Source organism: Fontibacter flavus (assembly GCF_042432905.1).
GTDB lineage: Bacteria > Bacteroidota > Bacteroidia > Cytophagales > Cyclobacteriaceae > Fontibacter > Fontibacter flavus.
Map to the genome: position 1 here is coordinate 1 of NZ_JBHLWI010000037.1, position 23,658 is coordinate 23,658.

The 23,658-nt window shown below is 39.4% G+C and carries 17 protein-coding genes; all 17 read right to left on the reverse strand.

Annotated elements, in window-relative coordinates; translation table 11 throughout:
* Positions 1 to 883 precede the first annotated feature (883 nt).
* On the reverse strand, positions 884 to 4,117 hold the full coding sequence (locus tag ACFFIP_RS13110) for a S41 family peptidase (RefSeq protein WP_382388113.1): 3,234 nt from the start codon (positions 4,115 to 4,117) through the stop codon (positions 884 to 886).
* Positions 4,118 to 4,698: 581 nt separating this feature from the next.
* On the reverse strand, positions 4,699 to 5,166 hold the full coding sequence (locus ACFFIP_RS13115; RefSeq protein ID WP_382388114.1) for a magnetosome magnetite crystal formation protein family: 468 nt from the start codon (positions 5,164 to 5,166) through the stop codon (positions 4,699 to 4,701).
* 120 nt (positions 5,167 to 5,286) lie between these two features.
* On the reverse strand, positions 5,287 to 5,685 hold the full coding sequence (locus tag ACFFIP_RS13120) for a response regulator (RefSeq protein WP_382388115.1): 399 nt from the start codon (positions 5,683 to 5,685) through the stop codon (positions 5,287 to 5,289).
* On the reverse strand, positions 5,678 to 6,334 hold the full coding sequence (locus ACFFIP_RS13125) for a response regulator (protein WP_382388116.1): 657 nt from the start codon (positions 6,332 to 6,334) through the stop codon (positions 5,678 to 5,680). The genes ACFFIP_RS13120 and ACFFIP_RS13125 overlap by 8 nt, the downstream gene beginning before the upstream one ends.
* A gap of 1 nt (position 6,335) precedes the next feature.
* Positions 6,336 to 6,776, reverse strand: a complete 441-nt coding sequence (locus ACFFIP_RS13130; RefSeq protein WP_382388117.1) for a response regulator — start codon at positions 6,774 to 6,776, stop codon at positions 6,336 to 6,338.
* Positions 6,763 to 11,691, reverse strand: a complete 4,929-nt coding sequence (locus ACFFIP_RS13135; RefSeq protein WP_382388118.1) for a PAS domain S-box protein — start codon at positions 11,689 to 11,691, stop codon at positions 6,763 to 6,765. The genes ACFFIP_RS13130 and ACFFIP_RS13135 overlap by 14 nt, the downstream gene beginning before the upstream one ends.
* A gap of 622 nt (positions 11,692 to 12,313) precedes the next feature.
* A complete protein-coding gene (locus ACFFIP_RS13140) occupies positions 12,314 to 12,985 on the reverse strand; it encodes a hypothetical protein (protein ID WP_382388119.1) in 672 nt (223 codons plus the stop codon).
* A gap of 440 nt (positions 12,986 to 13,425) precedes the next feature.
* Entirely contained in the window at positions 13,426 to 14,874 is a 1,449-nt protein-coding gene (locus tag ACFFIP_RS13145; protein WP_382388120.1) for a S41 family peptidase, read from the reverse strand.
* 107 nt (positions 14,875 to 14,981) lie between these two features.
* Entirely contained in the window at positions 14,982 to 15,764 is a 783-nt protein-coding gene (map, locus tag ACFFIP_RS13150; protein ID WP_382388224.1) for a type I methionyl aminopeptidase, read from the reverse strand.
* Positions 15,765 to 16,099: 335 nt separating this feature from the next.
* Complete coding sequence (locus ACFFIP_RS13155) at positions 16,100 to 17,248, reverse strand: hypothetical protein (RefSeq protein WP_382388121.1); 1,149 nt, start codon at positions 17,246 to 17,248, stop codon at positions 16,100 to 16,102.
* Between the two features lie 488 nt (positions 17,249 to 17,736).
* Positions 17,737 to 18,261 carry a hypothetical protein gene (locus ACFFIP_RS13160; RefSeq protein ID WP_382388122.1) on the reverse strand — a complete coding sequence of 175 codons (525 nt, stop codon included), beginning with the start codon at positions 18,259 to 18,261 and terminating at the stop codon, positions 17,737 to 17,739.
* Between the two features lie 596 nt (positions 18,262 to 18,857).
* The gene (locus tag ACFFIP_RS13165) at positions 18,858 to 19,727 is read right to left on the reverse strand and encodes a DUF5777 family beta-barrel protein (RefSeq protein WP_382388123.1); all 870 of its coding nucleotides are present in this window, start codon (positions 19,725 to 19,727) and stop codon (positions 18,858 to 18,860) included.
* Positions 19,714 to 20,292: a YceI family protein gene (locus ACFFIP_RS13170; RefSeq protein ID WP_382388124.1), complete on the reverse strand. Its 579-nt coding sequence runs from the start codon at positions 20,290 to 20,292 to the stop codon at positions 19,714 to 19,716. Before ACFFIP_RS13170 ends, ACFFIP_RS13165 begins: the two co-directional genes overlap by 14 nt.
* On the reverse strand, positions 20,270 to 20,758 hold the full coding sequence (locus ACFFIP_RS13175) for a QcrA and Rieske domain-containing protein (RefSeq protein ID WP_382388125.1): 489 nt from the start codon (positions 20,756 to 20,758) through the stop codon (positions 20,270 to 20,272). The genes ACFFIP_RS13170 and ACFFIP_RS13175 overlap by 23 nt, the downstream gene beginning before the upstream one ends.
* A 116-nt stretch (positions 20,759 to 20,874) precedes the next feature.
* On the reverse strand, positions 20,875 to 21,705 hold the full coding sequence (locus tag ACFFIP_RS13180; RefSeq protein ID WP_382388126.1) for an anti-sigma factor: 831 nt from the start codon (positions 21,703 to 21,705) through the stop codon (positions 20,875 to 20,877).
* Complete coding sequence (locus ACFFIP_RS13185; RefSeq protein WP_382388127.1) at positions 21,705 to 22,238, reverse strand: RNA polymerase sigma factor; 534 nt, start codon at positions 22,236 to 22,238, stop codon at positions 21,705 to 21,707. Before ACFFIP_RS13185 ends, ACFFIP_RS13180 begins: the two co-directional genes overlap by 1 nt.
* Positions 22,239 to 22,543: 305 nt before the next feature.
* On the reverse strand, positions 22,544 to 23,461 hold the full coding sequence (locus ACFFIP_RS13190; RefSeq protein WP_382388128.1) for a CPBP family intramembrane glutamic endopeptidase: 918 nt from the start codon (positions 23,459 to 23,461) through the stop codon (positions 22,544 to 22,546).
* Positions 23,462 to 23,658: the final 197 nt, after the last annotated feature.

A 23,658-nucleotide genomic window follows, 5' to 3' on the forward strand; every position in this document is an offset into this window, starting at 1 on the left:
AGTCGACCAGTATTATACGTGTCAAGGAAAAAATCTAATCAAAAATCCCCAATCATGACTTTAGATTTTCAAAATCAAAAAATTGCAGCATAAAAAAGGCTGCCCTTTTCGGACAGCCCCTTTTTAGAGCTATTCAGATTGGTTTCCCGAAATTTGAATTTGATGATGAGATAAGGTTGAAAGTGAGTCCTGCTTCTGGAGAAGTAGGACAACGGGCTATACAATAGAGGAAGATTGAGTGCAGCTTCAGGAGAAGCAGGACAACAAGTATTTTAACCGCTAATTCTAAGACATTTTTAAAAAGTAACGTTGAGTAGCTAACTTGAGATAAGTCATAAAATTTGTAAACGAAAATCTTATTAAAATGAAAACGAGATCGTCTTAGTAGGGCGGGGAGGACGCGCAATGCCGCGCCGGCGTAGGCCTTGTGGGGGGAAGGATCATTGCGCTTGTCCCGATATTCTCGGGATTGGTTACTTTTTTCATCAAGGAAAAAAGTGACAAAAAGAAAATGTAAAAATCTACTCTGCAAGGATGAATTGTATTTTATGTTTAGATTCCAATTAAGGTTAAGTTAGATGGAATTACACTAATTTTTTTAACCTGCATTTTAGCTGCTGCGGGATTTTGATGTTATTTTATGATCAATTCATTACAGGAAAATGAATTATGCGCGAAGCTTTCGAATTATCACGAATTCTTGTTTCAATATTGGGGTCCAAGCCCGCCTGATCGGACGGGCAGGCCTGCCCTTCGGCAGATAAATCTGAAGAACCAGAGGGGCAATTTGGTGAAAAAGATATTTTTTGTTGTAAAGCGAAAAGACCTTCAGGGTTTTGGAAACCCCAAAGGTCTTTGTTTTTGAAATAGCAAAATCAATAGCTTAATTCTTAGGCCTGAAGTAGCGGATAGGGGCTTTGGGCTCGGGCTTGAGCTCCACACCTTCAGTTTCCATCAACTTCAAAGCTTCCTGCACAGCCCTTTCCAGTTGTGGATCTCTGCCCTCGATCACATCTTTAGGGGTCTGTTCAACCGGGATATCAGGTTTCACACCAACAGCCTCTACAGCCCATTCTCCATCCACATCAAAGAATCCGCCTCTTGGCGCCACCATTCTGCCTCCATCAATAAAGGGAGGGGTGTCCCAGGTGCCCACCAATCCGCCCCAAGTCTGCGTACCGATCAAAGGACCGATCTGCATCTTGCTGAAAAGGTAGGGGAGAAGGTCTCCTCCGGAACCGGCCCTTTCGTTGATCAGCATTACCTTTGGACCCCAGATGCCGGACATAGGGGTGGTAAACGGCCTGCGGTCATTGGCGCGGCTGTTGAAATAGCCATGCAGTTCCCTTGCCATGATGTCCACCATATAGTCGGCCGCGGAGCCACCTCCATTGTTTCGCTCATCTATCACTGCTCCCTTTTTATCCTGCTGGGCAAAATAATAGCGGTTGAAATAGGTATAGCCACCCTGTCCGGTGTTGGGCACATAGACGTAGGCTAATTTACCCCCTGATAGTGCATCCACCTTGCGGCGGTTGCCTTCTACCCAGTCCATCATGCGCAGTTGTCCCTCATTCGCCACAGGGATTACAGTGATCAAACGGGCATTGGCTCCCGAAGCCTGATCGCTTACGCGCAACTTGATTTGTTTGCCGGCGGTATTTTCAAAGTATTGGTAGAAGTTCTCTTGGCTGTCTAAAGTCACTCCGTTTACCTCCAGTATATAATCTCCTTCTTTGACATCCACACCAGGAACTGACAATGGTGCCTTCAAAGTAGGATTCCAATTTTCGCCATTGTAGATTTTTTTGATGCGATATTTGCCATTTTCAATGAAGATGTCCGCCCCCAACAAACCGATGTCCACGGTTTTTACACTTGGGAAATCACCTCCCGAGGTGTAGCTATGGCCCACGGCCACCTCACCGCCCAGAATGTCAATGATGTAATTCATATCAGAGCGGTGTTTTACATGGGCCACCCAAGGCTTGTACCATTCGTAGATTTCGTCCCAAGGGGCACCGTGTACATTGTCCACATAAAGGAAATCCCGCTGATACCTCCAGCCTTCTCTGTATATCTGTTCCCATTCTTCCTTAGGAGTGATTTTTATTTTGAAACCTGAAAGGGCCTTCAAAGCTCCATCTCCAGGTTTTTTAGGACCACCAGTGGTCTCCACAATGCCCCAGTTACCATTGGCCTGGTAAAGGAGCGACTTGCGGTCAAAAGATACTGTAGCAGTATTGACTCCCGTAAGATAAGCTTCCGATTTTCTGTCTTTGAAATTGTAGCGGTGTAAAGTCTGCCCGGTTTGATTGGGGATATTTTCCAGGTAAAAGACATGGTTTTCTGGACCGGCAATCAATCCTGTATAATTTCTGTCCGGAATATCCACTGCAATGATGCGCTGAGACAAACCTTCCTCATCTATAGTCACGGTAACACTTTTGTTATTGTCCTTTTTCTCTCCATTCTCTGTTTTGGGCAATTCTTCATTGCTTTCCGGTAGGAGAGGAGACTTACCTGTTTTGCTGAGTACGGCCAGGTACAGACTTCTTGTAATCGGTCTGTCGTAGCTGCTCATATCGAGCCAACCTGTATTCAGTCCAAAATTGGTGGAGGCCAGAAAATATAGGTATTCTCCATTTTTATCCCAAACGGGAGTGATGGCATCGGCCATACTGTCCGTGATCTGGATTTTCTTGCCAGTTTCTACATTGTAGGTAAAAATAGCCTTGAACTGATTGTCCAACAATCGGGCATAGGCCACCCATTTGCTATCCGGAGACCAAACGGGATTCAGGCTCCTGTTGGGATGGGCAAAGCGGTCGGTGTCGGCTATCTTGGCGGCTCCGGTGGCCACATTCACTATCCAAAGGTTATAATCCGTATCCGTAAAGGCAATGTGTTTGCCATCAGGAGACCAATCCGGTTGGAAGAAGAAAGTACTTTTGGGCAAGGTGATGGTTTTCACCGGTTTTAGCCCTTCTTGGTCCCCGATCATCAGCTGGTATTCTCCGCTGGCATCTGAGAACCAGGCAATTTGCTGACCATCAGGAGACCAAACCGCTGCTCTTTCTGCCACGCGGGAGGTATTGGTGAGGTTTCTGGCATCACCTTTTTCCTTAGGTACAGTGATGATTTCCCCTCTGTATTCGAAGAGTGCCCTTTGTCCGGTAGGAGAGAGGGAAGCGTTGAGCAAAGCCCTTTGGTTAATATCATGCCATCTCTCTCTAGCCCAGTGGAAATCTCCTTTGGTATGGATTTCCAGTTGTTGGGTTTGACCTGTAGCAGGATCTAACAAGTGCAGGTAACCACCCTGTTCATAGACGATCTCGGTTCCATTCGAATCAAGATTTTTGACATCAAAATCTTTGTGGAAGGTTTCTTGTTTCAAATCACCGGAAGATGGATCATAAGACCAGATATTATTGGCAAAATCCCTTTCAGAGAGGAAAAACACCCTTTTGCCATGCCAAATAGGCTGGGTATGGCGTTCGTTATCTATCTGTGGTGTCATCTTCAGTTCAAAGGTTTCCAGGTCCACCACCCAGATAGGTTTGGCCTGTCCTCCTCGGTAATTTCTCCATTCCGGATCCCAGAAAGCAATCTGTTGGTAGGCGATATGTTTTCCATCGCTAGAAATGCTCCCGTTTACTGCTCTGGGAATGGGAAGAGCCACTTCCATACCGCCTGTAACAGGAATGCGGAAGAATTTTGATTCCTTGGTGGGGACATTTTCCCTGGCAGAGGTGAATAGCACATGTTTGCTGTCAGGTGTCCAACCGGTCACCAGGTCAGCACCTGGATGCCAGGTCAATCTTTTTGGTTCCCCGCCTTCTACAGGGATCACATAGACATCTGTATTGCCGTCATATTGGGCGGTGAAGGCGATATGTTTACCGTCTGGGGAGAAGTGAGGCAGATTTTCGGCTCCTTCATTGGAAGTCAGGCGAACCGCATCCCCACCATTTTTGGGCACTCTCCATAAGTCATTGGCATGGACAAAGACAATGTAATCCATACTGATGGTAGGCTCTCGTAACAATATGCTACCTTGGGCAAGGAGCCCTTCGGTAAGCAATAAGGTCAGTCCTAAGAAAAGTAGTTTTTTCATGCTTTATTTTGGGTTGATGAAATGTGCAATTAATGTTTTTTGGTAGTTTCCAAGTTAGCTAAAAGAAAGCAAACTATTCAAGATGGGATAAATCAAAAAGTTTTTGTGAAAAGAAAATAGCTTTTGATTGATTCTGTGGTCTTTTGGCGGTTTGATTGCAGATATTATTTTTTCGAGAGAATTTGAATAAAAAAATTAAGGAATTGACTTCGTCGATCCGGTTTTAGAGGTTTGCAAATTAAATTCCTTCTTTGACCCCGTTAAAAAACGAATTCATCAAAGACAATACTTATTCAATTGGTTCATTTAATTTAACAGCTTTAGACAATATCTTCCATCTGTTTCTTTGCCGGTAGCATGGATAATTGCGAGTTCTCCCAACCAAATAAGTGCTTCCTTTTCCATAATGCAGATTTTAAATATTTATAGATATTATCAATTTTTCTAAAATCAAACCAACTGCCTACCGACCTTTGCCTCCCGTTTTGTTGAAAAGGGGCGTAAAGTATTTCGTTTTTGGGATGTGAAGCTGTAATTAGCTTTAATTTAGGGAATTAAGTTTAAAATATTTAACAAATGGCTCATATAAGACTGAAATTCATTCTGAAGAACAGTTTTCCTGTTCTCTCAATTTCTGCTGTATTTTTAAGGATAATGATCAAATTGATCATGACCAAAAGAATCATTACTAACAGGATAAAACTATTCCCGTATGAAAACCAATTTTTCATTACAGAACCAAGGATAAAAATAAAGGCAGTACAGATGAACCATATGATCTGAATGGAGACAATTTGCTTTGTCAAATGATTGAATTGCCTTTTGTCAAACATGATCATGAGCGGGATAATGATATTGGCAGGAGGTATTATAGTAAAAGGCAAAGAAGATAGGTTGATTTCCTTTAAAAGATCTGCATTGATTTCACCTAGGTGTTCTTCTTGTTCAATCAATCCACTTTTCTTGATACCTTCTGTCATTGAAGAAATTTTTATTGTCTTTCCCTTTGGTTCTTTTTCAGGTTCAATATCCTGAATGGTCTTTTTCATAATCCCAGATTTATCAGAAAGTTCTTCTTGGATGAAGTTCGGTTGTTGTTATATTGATATTTCCAAAGTTTTATAATCAATCCCCGAATTGATTTTTTCAATTTGTTATCAGGCAATCTATTACATGTTTTTTTTACCCAGGTCCAATATTTCTATAATATCGTTATTGCTTAATGGTTTATGATAAAACTTCCTTACCATTGAATAGCTTTTGGATTTTTCCATATCGCTTTTGTCTTTCGATGAAGATAGGATATAGATTGATATGTTATCCTCACGATTTTTTAGATGTGATTGCATTTGGTCCAAAAATCCCCATCCATCTAAAATTGGCATATTCAAATCTAACAGGACAATAAAATCAGAATCGGGAACAAGTAAATCTTTGATTTTTTCAATTCCAGCTTTGCCATTTTCGAATTGGACAAAATTTAAATCGCTGTCGGTTTTCCTCATCATCCTTTCTACTATTAAACGAAAGAGCGGATCGTCATCAATTAAACAAACTGTCTTATTCATTTTCTTCTTTCCAATTTATTTCCTGCGCATCCTCAATGATTTTTGTAACAATACCATCCATTTCATTTGAGGAGATCCTGAGTTGCTTGAGCCAAAACATCAAATCATCCATGTTGTCTTTATCAGCTTCAATCAAATTGATAATTCCTAATATTCTTGCTAAAGGGGCCCTGACTATATGTGACTGCGTCCACGCAATACGGCTGAGTTTTTCATTTTGTGCCTGAATATGTTTGATGAACAAACTCCTGCTCAGCGCAAATTCTATGCTTTTATGGAGAATTCCGGGTGAAATTTCATCCTTGATCAAAAAATCTTCCACTCCTAATTTTAGGCTTTCTTTTGCCAAAGTAAGGTCCGAGTATCCGGTTAAAATTATGACGGGTACGTGAAGTTTTGCTGAGAGTACTTTTTCTATTAATTCTATCCCTGAAAAGTCATGTAAATTCAAGTCAAGTAAAATGAGATCATACTTGAAATCATCTGTAGCTTCTTTAAATTTCTTGAATTCATCAAATGTCTCATACCTGTGAATTTCAATGGTTTTGAATGCTTCAATCAGGTAATCTTCAATTAGAACAAAATCCCCATCATTATCTTCTAATACGATAATGGACAATAGCTTTTTCTCTTTTTGTTCGTTCTCCATTTTATTTAGTCAATATGGTTAGCTCCAACCAAAATTCTTCAATTTTCAAAACGACATTTATAAACTCTCCCATTTCCAAGGGCTTTATAATATAGCTATTGCAATAGTTGCTATAGGCTTTTTCAACATCTTTTTGACTGGCAGAAGTTGTCAGCATAATCACCGGGATTTTCATGAGGGTTTCATCTAACTTGATTATTTTTAACACTTCAAGTCCATTATAAATGGGAATATTAATGTCCAATAATATCAGATCAGGTCTTTGGACAGCATTAAATTCCCCTTTTTTATATAAAAAGTCGAGTGCCTCTTGCCCGTTTCTGGCGACGCTGACCTTGGTTTTTAACTTGCTTTCTTCAAAAGCATCAAGGGTCAGAAGAATATCTCCTTCATTATCTTCTACAAGAAGAATATGTGCTGATTTTAAATCATTTGAGTGCATATTGTTGATTACTTGTTTTGGCAATTGTAAAATAAAAGGTGGTTCCTTCTCCTAATGTGGATTCTAGCCAGATCTTCCCTCCTAGAAATTCAATACATCGCTTTGCTATGGATAAACCAATTCCTGTCCCATCATGTTTTTTTCTGTTGTGAAGCCTCTGAAAAATGATAAAGATTTTTTCGTGAAATTTCTCATCAATTCCAATCCCGTTATCCTTTATCAAAAATTCCCAAAACCCGTCATTATCTCTTACCTTTATTTCAATTGTAGGTCTTACGTTTTGTCTTGTATACTTTAAACCATTGTCAAGTAGACAATGGAATATTTGGGTAATCGGTGCCCGATAGGTTTCCAATACAGGTAGATTTTCAAAAGTTATGGTCGCATTTTTTTCAGCAATAAGTTTTCTTCTTAAAAGCGTAAATTCAGTTACTATTTCATTTAAGCTGACCTCTTCATGTTCCTCGGTAGGTCTGTTGGCTCTGGAGTAAAGCAATAAGTCAAGGATAATCTGTTTCATCCGCTTTGCGCCGTCAATTGCAAAATCAATATATTGATGTGCTTTGTCATCCAATGAATGGCTGTACTTGCGTTTCAATTGATCCATGAAACTGGAAATCATCCGCAGGGGCTCCTGTAGGTCATGGGAAGTAATAAAGGCGAACTGCTCTAATTCCTCATTTGATCGCTGTAACTCTCTGGTCTGGGCTTCCAAAGTTTGATTGATTGACAGCAATTGTTCTTCATGACGTTTGCGTTCTGAAATGTCAGTCATTGCACCGACCATCCTGACGGCTTCACTATTGATTCCTCTGATCACAATCCCTCTATCGATGACATTTGCAAAAGATCCGTTTTGTCTTTTGTAACGATATTCTGCTGTCCAATTGGTTTGGCCACTTTCTATGATCGAGTTTAGACTGCTGATGACCCCATCTTTATCTTCCGGATGAATATGATCAGTCCATACTTCCTGTGTTGGCCTTATTTTTTCTATATCAAGCCCGAATAAAGTTTTAAAACCTACCCCCCAATAGAGAGTATCATTAACAATATCCCAATCCCAAATGGCATCATTGGTGGCTTCCGTTACTTTTTCAAACCTTTCGTTGGCCTGGTGTAACCTTATATCCGCTTCTTTTCTTAAGGTCACATCTTTAAAATAAACCGATAGGCCATCTTGGGAAGGATATACCGAAACCTCAAACCACTTCTGAAGTGTTGGATAATACTCTTCGAAGCTTAAGTTCCTCCCTGTCTCCATTGATTCGTGGTATTGCCGATAAAAATCAGAGTCAATTGCGTCTGCATATTTTTCCCACAAATTTTGGCCTATCATCTCATTTCGGGATTTGCCCAGGACTAATTCAGCTTCTTTGTTCCAATAGGTAACTGTCCAATTTTTATCCAGGGCAAAAAAAGCATCGCCGATACTTTCCAAAATTTTATTTTTTTCCTGGTAGGCTTTTTCCAGGTCAATTGCTGATTGTTTACGTTCATCAATGTTTTTGAAATAAGTAGATACTCCTCCATTGGAAGGATAAACGTTAACTTCATACCATTTGCCATTACCAGGGTAAAAGTATTCGCTTGACCTTGGTTGATTGGATTTTACAACATCCTCATATATATCCTGGATAGGAGTGCCGATAGCTGAAGGGAAAACCTCCCAAATATTCTTTCCGAGAACTTCACTTGCAGTCTTTTCCAAGAGTATTTCTGCTTCTTTATTAAAATAGCTGAAGTTCCAGTGTTCATCCACAGCATAAAAGGCATCTGATATACTTCCCAGAATTTCCCTTATTTGAATATCGAGGGACTTGGACGTATGGATATCCTGAAAACTGCCGAAAATTTTCACGCATTTACCATGTACCCGTTCGCACTTGCCAATGCACCTGATCCACTTTTCTTTATTGGATTGAGTAATGATCAACAGTTCTTCATCAAACTCTTTACCTTCTTTGATCAACAGGTCTACGGCTTGATTGATGCGCTTTTTGCTTTCTTCGGTGTAAAATTCAAATCCACCTGAAAGCGATGGATTGTAGTTTTTATCTACTTCAAGAATTTCTCTGGTCATAGGAGACCAGTACATGCTGTCATTATTCTGATTTATTAAATTCAACTCCCAGCTGCCGATTTTGGCCATTTCTGTGGCTTGTCTAAGAAGTTCTTCATTTTTGGCTTCCTGAGTAATGTCCAGGACAATGGAGTTGAAAATCACCGTACCATCAGTTAAAAAACCAGGAGTGCCAAATCCCAGATGTTGTTGAACTTCTCCTGATGGTAAAATATGTTTCCATCTAGCTGTCCATTTTGTTTTGTTTTGAATAGACTCTTCGATGCTTCGTTTGACGGTATCATAGTTACCGCCAAGTTTTATCTGGTTCCAGATCAATTCAGTGTTTTCAATAGCTTTTTGGGGACTTAAACCCCATAGCTGTTCAGAACCTTTGGTGACATATTTCATTTCATCGGACCCGTCAGGTCGGATTAGATATTGAAATACTACTCCAGGTAAATTGTCAGCCAAAGACTGCAAGCGTAATTCAGTTTCTTTCTTCTCATGAATATCCTGAAAACTACCATAAATCCGGACACAACGGCCATCTATCATTTCTGCATTCCCGATCACCCTTACCCATAATTCCTTATTATTTAAGGTGATTAACACAGCCTCAAAGTCAAATGGTATTCCGGATTGAATACATTGATTTATAGCATCAGTGACAATTGGTCTGAAATCCTCCCTATAAAAATTGATAGCTTCTCCAATTTCAGGGTCATAGCTATTTGGATCTGTTTCATGTAGTAAATGAACCATTTCATTCCAGAATACTTTATTTTTTAGCAGGTCCACTTCCCAACTGCCAATTCTGGCCAGCTTGGAAGTGGTTTGGTTCAATTCACGTAGCTTCTTCTCCGATGTAATGTTTTTGGCAGAGGCATAGACTATACCCTCCTGCAAACTTGTGTTACAGGTCCAGCTTAACCAACAGATTTCACCGTTTTTGGTAATGTATCGGTTCTCAAAATAAAAAGTATTATTTCCCTGTGCTTGTTTGGCCACTTCCTTGGCTGTACGTTCGGAGTCATCTGGATGAACAAACTCCTTAAAGGAGTGAAACAGAAGTTCTTCTTCAGTATAACCAAGTAATTTGCAGCCTGATTTATTCATTTTCAGGAATCTTCCCTGAAAATCAGCAATGCAGATAATATCCGGAACGGATTCATATAAATGTTTAAGGTCACTTTCCAGTTTTTTACGGTTTATTTCTGAACCGATATAAAGTTCCAAGTGATTAAAAAGGGCTATATATTTTTGTAAATATTCTACTTCGGATTCAGTCCCTATGACCAAGACCCCCACTATATTTGCATTGAACAAAAGAGGGATTCCCAATACCGATTTTATATTTGCTTTTGCAGATGCTTCTTTTCGGACAAATTCATTGCTGTCATTTATTTTGTTCCAAAGGACAGTGGTTTTATTTTTCCAAACAGTTCCGGGAAGTCCCTCCCCAAATTTTAAATTGGCAATGCCTTTACTCCATTTATAAAAAAGATCAGCTTTAGGAGTTGCAGAATGATGGGCAATTAGATTAACATAAGAGCCTTCTATATTGGGAATCCAAATTTCTGCCAGATCAAAATCACCAAACTTGGTAACTGTTTTGCAGAGTTCATGAAGAGATGTGATTAAATCATTTTCAAATGAAAAATTCAAACTGATCTTGGCCAGCAGTTCTTTTTCGATTTCTTTTCGTTTTTGTTCCGTTACATCCCTTTCAATGGCAACCCAATGAGTGAACCAACCTCTTTCATCGGCTACAGGTGAAACTGAAAAGTTAATCCAGAATTCTTCTCCGCTTTTTTTGTAGTTGACAGTTGTAATTTCACAAGACTCCCAGTTTCTGAGTGCTTTGCCAAGTTTTGCCAGTTCCTCTTTGTCAGACTTTGGGCCCTGAAGTAATCTTGGAGATTTCCCGATCACTTCATCAGCTGTATAGCCTGTCATTTTGGTAAAAGCTTCATTTACATAAAGAATTCTGGGTCCCGGTTCATCAAAAGGTTCAGCTTCTGTGATTAATATGGCATCATTGGTATTGGTGATGACACTTTCCAATAATTTTAATCTATGCTCTTCGTCTTTTTTGCTCGTGATATCCTCACAAATGGCAACTGTACGATAAGGATTGCCATTTTCATCTCTGATAAACGCAAGGTGAAGACGTACCCAGACAATGCTGCCGTCTTTTCGCACATAACGTTTTTCATTACGGTATTCCTGTTCACCTCGCATGGCTTTTCTGAATATTTCCCAATCTTTCTCCCTGTCTTCAGGGTGGGTGATTTCTGAAAAACTTATTTGAAGTAGTTCCTCTTTTGAATAACCTGTGATGGTCTCGTAAAATGAATTCACCAGAATTATTTTACCGGAATTGGGGTCAACCTGTGCTATCCCTAATGTGGCTATCTCAAAAATAGTCCTGAATCTGGCCTCACTTTCACGTAGGGAATCAAAAGATGCTGTGAGTGTTTTTAATTGTTCTTCCTCTTGTGTAACATCCTGACAGACCACCATTACACTAACTTTATCAAGATAGTCCACTTTATGGCCGTTGATCTTCATCCTTATGAGGTCGCCATTCTTTTTTTGATGGGTAAAAACCCCAAAATACAAATTCCCTTCTCTGTGATTGATATTTTCATGTGCCGCCAACAATTTCGGCAATTCTTCTTTTGGGCGAAGGTCTTTTATGGTCAAGTCTAAGAACTCCTGCTTGGAATAACCATAGTGTTCTAATGCCGCCTTGTTTACATCCAGTATTTTAAAAGTATTCAAATCGTATACCCATGAGGGTAAGGGATTGAAGTAGAAAAAACTGCTGAAGTCGGGCTTCTTATCCATTTATTTGTTATTCAATTGTTATATTAAGAATTCCTCTTTAACTATTGATTTAATATATACTGCTGGGAGGTGATTCAGTCCCAATAAACTTTATTAAGCTAAAGTTGGATCAATGTGATTTATCTCCAACGCTGTTCATTTCAACAAAACCAATGATTTTTTAAAGGTTATTTTTAAGTTTTTCACCACTTTTTATGATAAAAATCATGATTTTATAATGATTTATCAAATTTTTTGAAATTTAGAAATAGATTAAACTAACAATTAATGACCAATTACATGAAAGAATATTTGAATTACATTTATAGACTATCGAATTCTGGAAAAAATTGATTGAACTTAAAAAAAATTTCCACCATTCATTGGGATTGGGTCTGCTAAAAACTTCCGAAATTGGAATTGTACCCAACATATAGAAATGCTACCCAAACCTTGAAAAATGAGTAGGAAACTAAAGGACTGGTTTACCCTACAGCTCTTAAATTGGCCTTGGATTCTGCACTACTATTACTGAAATAGCGGGAAATTGGGGAAGAGACCATTCAGGACTTTATTCAGGAAATTGAAACACTTACCGTAAAAGAAATTAAGGTTTAAGAAATATTCGGGCCCTTAGACTTAGTTAAAATGGATCCTCATCAAGACTGATCTGATCTATGGCGTCATTTTGAAAGATAGGATTGAAAAAAAGAACCTCCTCAAATCCTTCTATGGCTTCAAATCCCATCCTTAAGTAATAGTTTCTCAGTTTTTCAAATGCCAGTGCTTCATCTTTTTCCAAATCTACAATGCCCATTTTTTCAATATCCAATTTCATTTCCAAAGCTGGATCAAACTGAATAGGGTGGGGTTGCAGGACACATAGACCAAAGGATTTTCCAAAATGGAATATGATGTCCTTGATGGCTTTTGCGCCCAGATCATATCCACGAAACTTGGGGAAAATGCTCAGTTCTTGGATCACGCAAACATTGGTATTGTAAAAGCTAGATTGGTAGTACTCTTGGATATCCTCGGCAAATTCTTCCATATCCAGATCTATGATCTCCAAAAGGTGCCTGGAAAGATATTCAGAGTATCCGTCCAAAACTTGGAATATCGGGTAATTATCATCAATTGCATGATCAATATGGAGCACAAAGAAAACGGCATGTCCTATCTTTTCAACTTTACCTCCGTTTTCATCCATTAAATTGATAGTCAGTAAAACCTCTTGGATATACCGTCTCTCCTGAATGTCTCCCAGCTCAGATTTGAAGCTGTAGTCAAGACTAATGTAGTTTTTCTCTGGCATTTTCTAGTATCTTATTTACTATTGGGCTTTTTATAAATCTTCTTCATCATCAACTCTTTCACCCGGTCACCAAATACCTTAATCCTTCAATTTTTCAATTATCTCCTTGATTTGATCCTTGCGTCAAATGAGTTTATCAATGACCTTCTGATCTAATTCAAATTTAATGATATCAATCTTGACGCTCACATAAGATCAAAACTTGTTATAATTAACTTCTGCATAAATGAAGCTATGAAACTCTTGCCAACATTAATACAAATCTCTATTTCTCATTCCTAAATTACCGATTTCTTTATCAATTGATATTATATCAGCTTTTAAAATCAAATAGATGTAGGGTCCATAATTTTCTATCAAAGCTATATTTAAAAGTAAAGATCAGTATAGCGCTTCAGGATTTACTAACTTTTCGAATTGAACATTACTCAGTATAGAAATTATCGCCGAATATATTCTCGAAAAATATATGATACAGGATCTTCCTCTGTATTAATATGATCATCCGGTTCAACAGATATTAACCCATCTTTTCCATTATTTGCTACATTATAAACTGAAGATACTTGATAGGAAAGTTTTGAGTTGGGCAACGTAAAATTAGCCAAAGCAAAACCATTGAATGAATATAAATTACCTGTTGGTTTTCCAATTACCTTTCCCATATTGTAAAACTTAAACATTTCAGCAAAGATGGACCCTGCCGAAAAGGTATTATGGTCTATAATCAAATATACATTTCCAATGAATTTTTCTTTAAACGGAAGCGGATTTATCATTTCATAATTGACTTCTACCATTTCATTAGGTTTTGCACCATAAAAAATACTAGAATATTCATTCACTAAATAAATTGGTTTAAACCATCGGATGCTTTTAGGCACAAACTTTCTGTCAAATGCTTCTTTAAACTCAGGGGTTATTTTCCAATATGCTTTTGATAATTTTCTAAATGGTTCCTTGGCAAAATACTTTGCTAAATGTTCCCCATAGCTATCTGCCCCTCCATCATGCCCCCTGAAATCTAAAATCAATTCTGAGGAATTTATGTCTTTTAATGATTGAAAAGAGCGTTTATAGAAATCTTGATATTCTTTTTCATTTCCATTAAAATCTGAAATTTTAATATACCCAACCTTCTCTTCTAATACTTTGAAAGTGTAAGATTCAGAATTTGTCTTTTTGTAACTTTTTCTGTCTTCCCATAGAACTCCAGCTACCATTATTGAATCTATACTTGAGTCTTCATTCTTTTTAAATTGAACTTGATACTCAGTCTCCCATTCGTAAGTTTTCCATAAGTAAAACCCAAAATCATCTGAGATTTCTAGGACTTTTAAAGGTTGCGTTTCTTTTGATGCATGCTTTAGTAAGTCTGAAATTAATTCCTCAGAAGTTTTTCCATTTATTTTGATTATTTCAGTGCCAGGAGGTAACGTACTTGACATGCTATCATCACCAGAAATAATGATCTGGTTATTTGATATTTTAGCTGGAAAGGGGAAAAACTTTTTCCCCTTTTTGACATAATCAGTAAGAATATAGGAATCATGAGCATTAGAGTGAGCATCATTATATTCTATAATTAACTGATCAATAATTCTCCAAAAGTTTATAATACTTAAACTATCAGGAAGCTCTTTTTTTATAGCATCTCTTCTTGAAAAAAAATGTATCCTATCAGAAAATCTGTATGGATTAGGGTGAATCCTTTCAAAAGTAAAAGTTAAGCTGTCAATGTCATTAGACATTTCTACTTTTGAAATATAGCTATCTATATTAACCAAATTGATTGATTCATCAATTATTGGATCAGATAATGAAGCAAAGTAGGAGATAGCGATCATTAGTGATGCAATTAAAAACCAACTAGCCCTTTTTCTAATCATAATTAAACTGAATCAGTTTACATCTAAGCTTTAATATTAATTCATTCCCAATCCTTCAAGAATTTCATCAACCAATAACCAACCCACCCTAATCCCTCGGGGTTCGATCAACCAGTAACTAATCCCTCATCCCAAATTCCATTTTTTTCCGTCAATATGATAGGCTTTGAGTCTGTTACTACGATAGTATGTTCGTGTTGTGTCATATGGCCACCTTTATTTCCAACCATAGTCCAATTGTCATTCAAGGTTATCGCGTAGTTTGAATGTGTAGATATAAATGTTTCTATTGCTATTACTGAATTTTTCTTGAAACGAGTCCTATTATGTTTATCCCTGTAGTTGGCAATTTCTGAAGGTTCTTCGTGTAAACTTCTTCCAATACCATGTCCTGTTAAATTCTTGACTACCTTAAAGCCACGCTTTTTTGCCTCAGTTTCTATAAGTTGTCCAATGTCTGCAATCCTGATACCCCCTTTGATGTTTAAAATTGCTTTTTTTAAAACTTCTTTTGAAGCATCCACCAGTGTTTGATATCCAAATTTGTCCTCTCCAAGCACAAAAGAAGCCCCATTGTCAGACCAAAAACCATGGAGCTCTGCCGAAACATCAATATTTATCAGCTGTCCTTCTTTTAAAATTTTGTTTGGCGATGGTATTCCATGACAAAATTCTTGATCAATACTGATGCAGGTCCAACCAGGGAATTGATATGTTTTATTGGGTGCTGAATTTGCTCCGAAATCATTTAATATTTCTCCTCCAAAGTCATCTAGTTGTTTGGTAGACATACCAGGCTTTGCATAATTCTTCATTTCTTTTAAAGTATATGCAACGACTTCGCTAACTTGCTGCATTCCAATTAATTCTGATTCTTTTGTTATTGACATAATATTTTCTTTTGTCTTTTTAATCTGACCCATAGTAGGCTAAAGCATGGAGACGGCTGGCCTGTTTACTTCCATACAGTCCATCCCTTCTGGAGGTAGACAGCCGTTCTCTTCCAACCTATTCCTTACTTTTTAATGAAACTCAATTTTCGATTTTCTCAGAACCGCCCATCTGTCTTCTGACAAAGGAAGGCTGTATTCCAAGATGATATGTGTGCCTTTAATGGTTAATATAGTTTATTTAAATAAACGTTCCAAGGAATGAAATGGCTTTGCTGACGGATAAAGGCATCGCTTAAACTTGGAGACAATCCTGATTTTCCAAACTGAAATGATCACTTCGTTTTGTTTCCATCAATTAGCTTTAATAAATAAAATGTATTCCAATCTTCCTCCCCAAGAAGTCTTTGGTTTTTTTGGATAATAATTTGTCCTTCTTTGTTTACAATAGGGGTTGAAATTGTACCTGATGGCAATTCTATATCGTCTTGGAGCAATTGGTAATCCGAATCAAAAACTGCGGCATATTTTGGAAAGGATTCAAGGAAATCCATCCACTCAACTTGATTTTCCCTGTCGTAATTCTTCACGATTTTTTCAGTAGCTCCCTTTTTGTAAATAAGAATGATTTTGTCTTTAATCACATAAAGTTGTTCTATCATAGATGGGACGACCATTTCTAGTTTGAGAAATAATTCAGGGGAGTTTTGAAAACTTGCTTTTGGAAAAGGAATTTGATCTTTCACATTCAGACTGGCACTTTCTTTGAAAATAAGGTCTTCACCTTGTTCTTCATAAATATAAAACTTCATTTCAGCCATTAGGAATAAATACCAATGTTTGCCTTTTTTTATGATTTTAGGATGATATAAGAAATGAAAATCGCCGTCTTTGTAGATTGAAGTTTCAGGGATTTCCATTTTCAACTCTACTTCTTTTGTAATAGGATCTATGACCTCCAGCAATGATTCATTGTAATATTTTTGATAGAATTTCTCTTGGTCTTCCCAATCTTTCAGATCTCTTTCAGGGCGGTAATAAGCTGTTTTATTTCCCAATTTAAAAGCTGGTCTATTGTAAGGATGCATATAAATATAATCCTCAGGTATGGGGATGTTATTGATTATCTCACTGTCATTTGAAAACTGAATCAATCCCCTATGTAAGTCCATTATTGTAAATTTCCCTTCAAAAAAACCTGCTGAGTAGAGCATGTTTATTGCATTTGGCCCGTTTGTTTTGAGCTCAATGTCAGAAGTGATGTTACCGGTATTGTCAAAAATGATATAGCTTGAATGCCCTTCTTTTTTAGCCAAGAACATTCCGTCTTCAATATCAATTAATGTCAATTCTTCCAGCAGATTGACTCTGATTGAGTCAGTAATTTCAAATTTGTAATTTATTGAAATGGATTGCTCAGCGTTTTTATCTTTGACGCAACCAATCAACGCTATAGCAAGAATTAGGGATATGAAATTTTTCATATCCAAATGTAATGGAAATGAAGGCTTTAGGGTTGTTAAGTTATGTTAGAGAGAAATGCATAACTCTTAATTTATCTAAAAGGATAAATCTTGAAAGAGAAGATATTCAATCTAGGTGATCATTAATGGTAGATGGTCTGATTGAAGTGGATGATTGGTAATTAAAGGGTATTTACCCAATCGCAGATTGGTAAAAAATTTGGGTGAAGTTGCTTCAGGAAACTGTACGGAATTCAACTAGCCACCACCAAAAGATCATTCTACTCTCAGAGGAGGAGACAAGTTAAAAACTGATTTCTACCTATGTTTAAAATAAGCAAATTAAAGCGCATAAATGGAAAACCCTGGGGAGGAAAGTACTTTTGCCGTAACCATAACCTTAAGAGCATCGCTTTCCAGGACGGGGGGTCGATAGGCGATGCGTTACAAAGAGAAAGGATGCCCCTATGAGGCATCCCTGTTCAAAAAAATATAACCACCCACTAAACTTACCTCGCAAACACGCCCAAAATCAGATAGGTCGTCAAATCGGTTGTACTGATGTCCTGAGTTGGGTCATGGACCACAAGGAAACCTTCGTAATTATTCACTATCTGCTCATATGACAGTGTGGCTTGATGCTCTACTACTGCCGAGTTTCCCTGTGCAGTGACCATTGCCGACAACACATTGCCGTTAGGCGATTCATTATAGGGCGTACCGTTGGGGGTGTTGGCAGGATTCGCTGCATCATGGGCATGTATCATATACATCTGACCCGACAGGGTGTTGTTAAGTGTTACTGTGATTTTTGCCATGCCATTAGGTTGCTCTTCTACCAGCATCCTAGCAGTCAAATTTCTGGGATGCTCACCAACATAGGCCGTAGCTGCCCCAACCAGTTGTCCTTCATTGAAACTATACTCAAAGGTTTCCATTCTTAGCATGGGTTGTTGATCATCAGATTCGTTACAGGAGATCAGAAGTACCATCATGCACAATAAAGCAGACAAAGAAAGTTTTAAATTTTTCATAATGTTTTTTTTTTATTAATTCCTTGACGGGATATACGACCTCGTCTGCCAAACTGGATCTTCTGGATCGGAAGATTTTTTAATTTTTTTTGAAAAAATCACAATTGCCAGGGAATCAAGGGATAATTGAGTTTTTAAAAGTTGAGCAGGATTTAAACTTAAGGCCAATAGAGGGTTCTAACAGTAACCTGGCTTACAAAGGACAATTATTGGGTGAGATTCTATTTTAGCATTCCCAGGAGTGAAACCTTCAGTCTTTATTTCTTGTGAACCTTAAACCATCAATTCCAAATTTCTGGTAAATGGTAAGGTACCTTTTAACCAAGGAGTGATGAGTCTTATCTTCAAGCGATATGCGGAATATGGAATGTCTGCCAATAAAAACTTTCGAAACCCGACACCATCGAATGTCAGAATCCTGTTTCTTGTTTTTGGGCATAAAAAATCCCCCATGAAGTGAGATATTTCATGGGGGCAGTTCACAAACCAAACATGTGACGACAAAAAATGTTCAAAAAGCTAAGACACTAACCTCCCATCCAAGACAATAGGTTGGCTAAATTGGCCAAACCTGCCCGCCATTGTACTATGGGTATCTACCTGCCTATATGAAAAAGCCTATTGACATTGAAGCCCAAGCGGAATTTTTCCCCTACGCGACCATTGCCACCTGCAAGCAGGTACTGTTCGGTCAAGGCAGGGCTTGTCACAAAATACATTTGGAAGACATGACCTCCTGCTTCCACATCTATACCTACCCCTACATTGTTGGCCAGGCTGTTGTTGAGATTAGGGATCCATTGCCCTGTAAGAGAGGTCTTGCCGGTAATTTTATACTTACCGCTCACTCCTAGAGCCAAATAGGTTTGCTGAGTCCCTTCAATCTGGAAAACAGGCAGTGGGTTGTCAAAATAAACCAGCATGGGACTCAACTGAAGGCTGAGTTTTTCTGAAAATTTCCTCGCGACCATTACCTGCGCAACATAGGAAAGCCTTTCTTGGAGCTGAACACCTGGATCTGGCAGGAAATCATAATCGGAAGTATTAAGGCCCAGCCCAGCCATTAGGGAGAGGGAGAAGGGCTTGCGGTTGTTTTGTGTTTGCTTCAGTAGATGGTGGCGGAAGTACAGATTGTAAAACTTGTCCATGCTTTGCCTGGAGAGTCCCAGGGAAAACCTATCTGTCAACCCATACTCAAAGTTCAACAGAATATTCGCACCGTTGTCCAATCCCCATAAGTTTCTGGGACCGTTATCCACTGTGCCAAAGGTATGCATAATGGCAAAATGTAGGGTGTTCTTTTCCAGTGACTCCACGGTAACCAAATTGATGTGGCGGGGAGCGTGGAAAATCAGCTCCTCCTCAATATCCTCTTCCACTAGTTTCCTTTCCAGTTGCGCATAAAGCGTCTTCACGCAACTCAACATCATCGCCAATAGCAGCAAAGTATATCTAATTGTCTTCATTTTTTAAGATTGCTTTAATTTTCACCTCTTGTACTTCGGAAAGCTCATAAAAAAGCACTCCCGGCACATCAATTCCATAGTCACTAAGCTTGAGGACAAATTCCGCCTCCAGCATCAATTCCTTTCCGTCTTCGGATAATTGTACCTTACCCGGCACCTTGATGGCTCTTTTGCGTCCATGGATTTTAAAATCCCCCATGGCCTGCACAGCTTGCCCATTCTTCAGGTTAGGCAGATCCTGTTGGCTAAGCCTGCCTGTAAATTCAGCAAAGGGGTACTTCTTGGTTTCCAGGTAATTTTCCCGCATATGTCTATCCCGCAACTTGATTCCTGTTGTAAGGGTGTTGAGATCCACATAAAAATCAAGTGCATTGTCATTCAAATCGACCATTCCATGCAAGTGGTTAGAGGAACCGACAAATTCATTTAAAGACGCCTTGGAATGGAATTCCACAGCCCCATTTTTGGTCAAGAATCGCTGTGCATTGGCTTGTGGAGGATGGATGACGAATAGGCCAAGCACCAACAGCCAAACCGTAAGTTTACCTGGTGACGATGAGTACATTGTCTTCTAGTTTTGTGTTAAAAGAGAACAGGGGGCGGGTTGCAGGGCCATTGACTACATTCCCTTGAAGGTCAAACCTTGACCCATGACAGGAGCAGATAAACTGGTTTTGGTTCAAAGACCAGTTTCTGTCACATCCGGTATGCGTACATACAGAGGTAAGGGCGCTGAAGCTGTTGCCATCCACATTGACCACCAACATCTTAGCCTCAACCACCAGGATCCATCCCCCTGCATTTCTCAATTGGTTTTGTCTCTCCAAATCAATGGCTACCTGTCCTGCGGTTACATTAATTCCGTTTCCCTGATTTTGATCCTGGTCGGGATCCATATCCTCATTGCTGCTACAGGCCGCAAAAAACGACATGCCAAAACTAGACATCACCGCCATGGCCCCCATTTTCTGAAGAAATGCCCTTCTTCCCTTTGGCAGCACTCCTGCCTTCATTATTCCTTGGTCTTTCATAACTTTAGATTTTGAAGTACATACGCAGTAGACCTTCCGTTTGGATTTTGAGCACAAAAAAAAAGCTACCAATGGTAGCTTGAGTGAAAATTGAAAGGATAATTGGATGCGGTTGTTTAGGTTACCTCTCCCAAAGCCACGAGCTTTTCAAGAGTTGGGGTAAGGCTGCCCCCTTTAGGTTCAATAGTGATGGCAAAGGCGCCAGCTGCGGCTACTTGGTCCATCTTCTGCAGCACGTTTTTTTCCTGTGGGTTGATCAGTCCTATTCCTATTGGTCCATTCTCTCCAATTGCCCAGAGTTGATAGTCTTGGTCAGCTCCCAATAGGGCTAGGTTTTGAACCGCCACGTACACCAAAGCTTCGTTGGCGTTCCAGAAAACATTCAACTTGGCATCTTCCTGGATTTCAAAAGCAGTGCCCGATAAAGAAACCATGTCAAAATCTCCAGCCAGCACTTCTTCCACCTGCTCAAATCTGGCCTGTTTGATATCCAGCTCCTCAGCTAAAACCGATCGCTCCAACATCAAAGCCATATAATTCTCTTGTGACTTATAGTACCTTGCCGCGAAATAGATGGCAGCTGCCGAAGCCAACAATGCCACAAAGGATGCTGCCACCGCCCAAATTTTCCAAGTGTTGCCGATATTTCGTTCGATACCGCTACCCATATCGGTCGTTCTTACCTTTTCTGCTATTGGTAGCGCGGGACTTATTGGCTGCTCGGCTCCATAGAGCGTCTCCATGATCCGGCTTTTTACCCCTTCAGAAGGGTTTATTCCTGATTGTTGGTCAAAGGCGAACATGGTTTTTTCCAGTTCCTCGAGCTCATTTTGGATGGCAGGATAACGGGCGGCCATTTCCATGACTTCCTGCTTCTCCCTCTCATTGAGCTCTCCCAACAAGAACAGCTCTAATATTCCTGACGATATGTATGCTTGAATATCCACTAAATTTTCTCTAATTTATTTTTTAATGCAGCAAGTGAAGCACGAAGACGGGATTTGACCGTACCCAGGGGTATCCCAAATTCCTCTGAGACTTCCGAATGGGTGTATCCCTTGAAATAGATGTACTTGATAATAAACCTTTGGTCCTCACTGAGGTTGTTCAACAGTTCCTTTACACCTATTCCTTCCACATAATCGGCTGTTCCTGCCTGATCTTCATAGGCATTTACGTAATCTTCTAGTGGATTGGTCTTTTTGGAGTTGGAAAATTCTTTTGAACGGGTCTTATCTATGGCTGCATTTCTGCAGATATTGGACATCCAGGTATAAATCCTGCCCTTTTCCACTTGATAACCATCAATCTTGCGGATTATCTTGACAAAGGCATCATGAAAAACCTCCTCTGCTATATCTCTGTCTGGAATGATCCTAAGGATTACCCCCAAAAGTGCCCGGGAATATTTTTCGTAAACATATTCTACCGTTGCCCTGTCATTGGCCCTTAGCCCTGAAACGATCTGGTCCTCTTGCAAGTATTTCTAATTGATGTATAAAATGGCTCAAAGTCAAAAGTAACACCTTGGGTTCAAAGTAACAACTGAAAAAAAAGCCATTACCTGAAAAGAATTTTATTGATATCTCAATGGGAGTATTCGTCAAGTATTTTGTTTTGGTCGGGATACAGTTTTTGCAAGGTCATCTCAACGCTAAGCCAATTGTTTTTTTTATTAAGTCATATGGTTTCATTTTCCCTTGTTGTAAGTTCTCAAATTTTAAAAAATATTTTTCTGTTCTTCGGAAATTTTTCAGAGTTCATACTTCGAAAGAAAACTGCGTATCACAGCCCGTCACCTGAGCTACCCACAGAAAGATTCCCACTTTCACTCCGAGAGCTCTCAAACTGAACTTTACCAAAATTTTTCATCCTGCGGTCCGTCATGACGACTGCGGCGGCGATCACCCAAAAAACTGCGGCCACCGACATGCTGTAAATAAAGACCTGCCAGCCAGACATCTTTTCAGGAGAGAAAGCGATGGAACAGGCAGTCAGGCTAAAATGCATTACCACCATCAAAAAGAGACTTCCGGTTCGCTCATAAGCCCATACCATAATTATCCTGAACGGAGGTAGCTGGCCGATCATGAAGCTGAGGCCTGAAAGGACCGCATAAAGGGCTGTGGGGATCTCACCCGAGTAGGTTTTTATTGCCCAGATGTCATTGGCCATGATGTGCCATGTGCCCCAGATAATTCCGACGATAAGCCCGACCTTAAGGGGACTGTATCTCTTCCTCATTTCTGGTATGACAAATCCGAACCAGCCCACTTCTTCAAGAATGCCTACCATAATACCTGAGATGATTCCCATGAGAATCAGGGTAGAGCCATCTGGAACAGTCAAAAAGCCGGGCAAATAAACCGGCGAGAATAAAGACAAAACAAAGTGAGATCCTACGAAAACCAATGGCGCGAGAAATAGCGCAATGGCATACCATACTAGATTGACCCGCCACCTGATCATGCGAAACCATAGGTTGAGATAGCCGTTCCGGCCATGGACCAGGCCGACCATCATCAGCCCTGTGAGACACGGACCGAGTAGGAATGTCATGATTGCCAGCGGAAGCTGTGCCTGGGCTTCGGCTACCGTGTTTGGCATTCCGTTGATTGACATCATAATAATAATTGCGCCCCACGATATCAGGAAAGTAAAGATGAAGTAGGACAGGACAGGGTTCTTTTTTATCCAGTTCATGATATATTTTTTAAACCCAAAGAATTAAAACTATTTGTATGTATCCATCCCAAGATAGACCAACGTTTTCTGCCAGCATTGCCTCCTCTTTGGAGAATATACCCTGGAACCGAAATATCATCCTATACAGATCACCACACCCAGGCAGAGTAATCAGCATTATCTTGTCTCCTCTTCCAATCAGTTTTTTTTAGCAA